Below are 3705 nucleotides of genomic sequence, written 5' to 3' on the forward strand. Positions count from 1 at the left end.
CCGGGTTAAGGCACTGCTCGGGCCTGGCGGCCCTCCCAGCGCGGGCCTTCACCCCCGGCCTGAAGGCCGGAGCACTGGCCCGCATTCCGGTAGCGGGACCGGATCGGGGCGGTGGGTCGAACAGAAGGTTGGCGTCTGCGCCACCACCTGCGCTGGGTACGCGCGGCTGCTGCGGTGCCGGATCGCCCGGGATCCGGGTGATTGGGGGTCGGCGCCATCCGCTACCTGCCGTCGGTCTTCACGACGTGCTGAGCTGCCGACGACGCTGGTGCGGGCCAGCGAGGCGTACGGCTGGTCGAACAGCCCGAGCTGGAACTTGCTGGTCAGGACCCGCGAGACGGCGTCGTTGATCCGGGCCATGGAGATCCGCATGGCGGCAACTTCCACCTTCGACAGGGCCTCGAACCGCGCGGCGGTGTTCGGTTCCATGAACATGTTCACGCCAGGGTTGACCGCGGCGCGAACCTGGCCGGCCGTCGGCTTCGCCGCGCCGGCGTGGCCGTATGCCGGTCGAAGCCCCGTCGGTCACCGGGCAGGCCTCTTACCGTGGCGTTCGCCCGGGATCATCAACCGCTGGGTATCCGGCTTCGACCCCTGGCGAGCGCCAATCAACAGCTGGCAGCGTCTCCGGCTTGCGAACAGCCTTTGTCAGGCGTAGCTGTAGGCGAGGGTGTTGATGTCACGTACGGCCGATGGGGTGCGACCGGCGCCGAACGGGCGCATGGCCTCGGTGTTGTCGATGACGCTGGAGGTGCTACCGGTCCGCGGCTGGTAGGTGTCGATGCCCCGAACACCCTGCCACAGCCACCACAGGCGGTCGATGTTGCAGTGATGCAGCCAGAATGCCGGGTCATTCGGCGCCTCGCGGGTACCCATGTGCCCGCCGACATAGTTGTGCACACGGTTGTGCAGTTCGATCTCGTTGCGGTTGCGATAGCTGTTCGAGACGGTCGAGTTCCACGGCGACTGGTCGTACACCGTGTAGTTCTGCACCGTGTTCACCGTGGTGGCGGTAGGCCGGCTGGCGTTCTGGCCCAGCCGGCGCTGCAGGTAGCTGGTAGCGATGCTGCTGCGGTAGACCGTCCAACCCCAGGATGGGCTGAAGTTGCCACTGGAGACGCTGCCGTTGGTGATAGAGCCGAGGAAGTCGGCGGTGAACGGCGAAGTCGCCCCGGTCCAGTCCCAGTACGGCATGAACAGGTCCGGGTTGCCGCTGACCGTCTGCAGGTCCAGTTCCAACAGCCGCAGGTACTCCCGGTGCCATGGGAAGAACGACGGCGACTGGTGAGCATGGCTGATGTTGTCGGAGGTGCGCGCGAAGAAGGTGATGTGCTGGTCGATGTACCAGTTGTAGTTACGGCCGTTGGTCGATGTGGTCTTGAACTGGCGCAGAGCGTTGATGAACGCGGTCTTCTCCGCGCTGGTCATGTCAGAGATGCTCTTACGTACGACGGCCATTGGTCAGTCGCCTCTCACATTGAGGAAGGAAAACTTGACGGCGAGGCTGAGGCTGGCGAGGTTCAGTGGATATGCTCTTTCCCGGCCTCGTCGCTCAGCTCGAGATCCCCCAGAATGTCGACAACTTTCTTGGCGAGCTTCTTGAGGCCGTCCTTGTGCTTACCGTTATCGATTTCCACCGGGTCGTAGTGGTTGATGGCGCTGATGTAGCCCACGCCCACGTGCGGCGCGGATCCGTCTTCCGGGATGAACAGGGTGTTGATGGTGGTGAGTGCCAGCTTCTTGTTGTTGATGTGCAATTCGTCTTTGCCGCGGGCGTTGTGCTTGCCCTTGATCTTTTTCCCCTTGTAGACCTCGTCGAAGTCCCGTGGGTCGTCTGCGGCAGCTTTTGGTCGTCCCGCGGCGGGACCCATGGAAGCTATCCCCTGCGCGCCGACAAGGGCGGTAGCGGTGGTCACGGCCCCGGCTGCGCCGTAGCGCAGGACGTCGCGTCGATTCATTTCGGGCATAGGAATCCTCTTCCGAGAAATTGCCGCACGGTGGGTGCTCGTGGCTCCTGGACGTCACCCGCCGGATTCACTGAGCCGGAGCAGTTATCGAAGCCATCGGCTGACTCCCTGCGGCGCCTACCCATGGGACCACATCGAATGCTGGGCACGCACCCTGTATCAGCCCGGCGCAGGACAATAGGCGGCGCGCTGTCGCCGAAAGGACTACCGGAGGGCGGTCCGGTCCGATGTCCGGCCGCGGGCGGCGGCAATCCTTCTGGGTGAACCCAGGTTCGTCGCCGGCGGTCGTAGCTGTTCAGCACACCATCGCGAGAGTCGTTACGGGGGTAGGATGGACCAGGGCGCCGTAAACGCGGGCCGACTTCTGATTCCAACGTCGATAATTGGCGTGTTGGATGGTGATTTTCATGCGACAGAATAGACAGCAGCCGAAGATCCGAGGGTTGACCGGCCGATCGATCGCCATCGCGGCTGTCTCCGTCGGTGTGATGGCCATCGGCGGGTCGGTCAGCGCCGCTCCTACCGCCCGGCCGGCGGAGCGCGGCGACGCGGGAGCGGCCGTTGCCCACACGCACAAGCCCGGGTTCTTCGAGACCTATCGCGGACACCACATCATGGGCTGGGGGCACGACGATTCAGCGTGCGCTTACATCGACGGCAGGCAATTGGTGCTCTATCCGGCCGGCGGCGGTTCTTACACCAGCGCCCTGCAGGGTTACCAAGCGGAGCGCGGCCTTCGGGCCATCACCAAGGCGTCGGTCCGAGTCCTCGGTGACCTGGACATGGTCGCCCCGACGGAGCCGGTGGCACACTGCCCGCAGTTCGGTCACACCACCTCAGCGACAAGGGGTACCACAACACCCCGCTGAGCCGCGGCAGGCAAATACCTTATAGGCCGTTTCCTGGCCCTCATGGAAGCCACATGAGGGCGGCAAGAAGCAGTAGTGATGCCCTGCAGATCGCTGCTCTCTTCGCGTATCGGGTGACCAGGGCATGCCACGGTCGCTGGGCGCCGACCAAGCCCTTTCGCAAGCCCAGGGAAAAGTCATGTCCCGCTGTCGCACCGGCATCGGCGCTCCCGAACTGCCCGGGATGAGGCCGCAGCGCGGCTTACTCAGCAACTTCCACGTCTTCAAGGTCGCGACACGGCGTGCGCCCGAGCCTGGATACGGGATCGAGCAAACTGCGGCCTCCATCTCGTCCGGTCGGAGCAGAGGGTGCTGATCATCTCGCGAAGGAGAGCCATCCGCCGGTTGTCCACCCGCCGTAGGAGCTCGGCGACCGTCGCGTCGCGCCGGGCCCAGTCGCGGATCGCGAGATCGGCAACAGACGGTCGTGGAGAACGTAAGGAGCCCGGCGCGCGCGATCTTGGTCCGTGGATCGCCGCCTTCAAGTTCGATGCGTTCGATCACCTCGTCGGCGCTTGCCTGCTCCCAGGCATCGAGCATCGCCGTCAACAGCGCTACCCGCCGTAGGCGTTCAGCTGCCCGGACCCGGGCCCGTTGCCTCGGCGGCGCTCGCCGACCTCCCAGGCGAGGATGTTGCTGCCGGATCATCGGGCCCACGTCCTCCGGAGTGTCGAAGGTCAGGATCAGATGCTGGCCCGGGTCTCCGTGCGGGGCCGCACGGGCTCCGTTGCGTTAAGAGGGCATCTGATCCTCTAAGGGGATAGTTCACGTTTGCGCAGGTCATAGGCCGTGATCGTTCGTTGGGCAGGCATGGGGATGGAGCGACTTTC

Annotated in this window: 5 protein-coding genes; 2 read left to right on the forward strand and 3 right to left on the reverse strand. The window is 64.9% G+C overall.

The window, feature by feature from the left end; genetic code table 11:
* Window positions 1-48 precede the first annotated feature (48 nt).
* The 3 genes from AB0F81_RS50765 to AB0F81_RS50775 form a co-directional block, all read right to left on the reverse strand.
* A complete protein-coding gene (locus tag AB0F81_RS50765; RefSeq protein WP_360211589.1) occupies window positions 49-429 on the reverse strand; it encodes a hypothetical protein in 381 nt (126 codons plus the stop codon).
* Between the two features lie 219 nt (window positions 430-648).
* On the reverse strand, window positions 649-1428 hold the full coding sequence (locus AB0F81_RS50770) for a tyrosinase family protein (protein WP_360211591.1): 780 nt from the start codon (window positions 1426-1428) through the stop codon (window positions 649-651).
* Between the two features lie 92 nt (window positions 1429-1520).
* Window positions 1521-1958 (reverse strand): tyrosinase family oxidase copper chaperone, encoded by a 438-nt coding sequence (locus AB0F81_RS50775; protein ID WP_360211593.1) that lies wholly within the window; start codon window positions 1956-1958, stop codon window positions 1521-1523.
* Window positions 1959-2362: 404 nt separating this feature from the next.
* On the opposite strand from AB0F81_RS50775, the gene AB0F81_RS50780 reads away from it, so the two are divergent.
* Both AB0F81_RS50780 and AB0F81_RS50785 read left to right on the forward strand, forming a co-directional pair.
* Complete coding sequence (locus tag AB0F81_RS50780) at window positions 2363-2836, forward strand: tyrosinase family oxidase copper chaperone (RefSeq protein ID WP_360211595.1); 474 nt, start codon at window positions 2363-2365, stop codon at window positions 2834-2836.
* A 348-nt stretch (window positions 2837-3184) separates the two neighbouring features.
* The gene (locus AB0F81_RS50785; RefSeq protein ID WP_360211597.1) at window positions 3185-3442 is read left to right on the forward strand and encodes a hypothetical protein; all 258 of its coding nucleotides are present in this window, start codon (window positions 3185-3187) and stop codon (window positions 3440-3442) included.
* Window positions 3443-3705: the final 263 nt, after the last annotated feature.

Origin of the sequence: Actinoplanes sp. NPDC024001 (assembly GCF_040638955.1) — a bacterium.
Taxonomy (GTDB): domain Bacteria; phylum Actinomycetota; class Actinomycetes; order Mycobacteriales; family Micromonosporaceae; genus Actinoplanes.

Coding starts and splice junctions, on each gene's coding strand:
- AB0F81_RS50765 (WP_360211589.1), bottom strand. CDS start 429: ATGGAACCGAACACCGCCGCGCGGTTCGAGGCCCTGTCGAAGGTGGAA.
- AB0F81_RS50770 (WP_360211591.1), bottom strand. CDS start 1,428: ATGACCAGCGCGGAGAAGACCGCGTTCATCAACGCTCTGCGCCAGTTC.
- AB0F81_RS50775 (WP_360211593.1), bottom strand. CDS start 1,958: ATGAATCGACGCGACGTCCTGCGCTACGGCGCAGCCGGGGCCGTGACC.
- AB0F81_RS50780 (WP_360211595.1), top strand. CDS start 2,363: ATGGTGATTTTCATGCGACAGAATAGACAGCAGCCGAAGATCCGAGGG.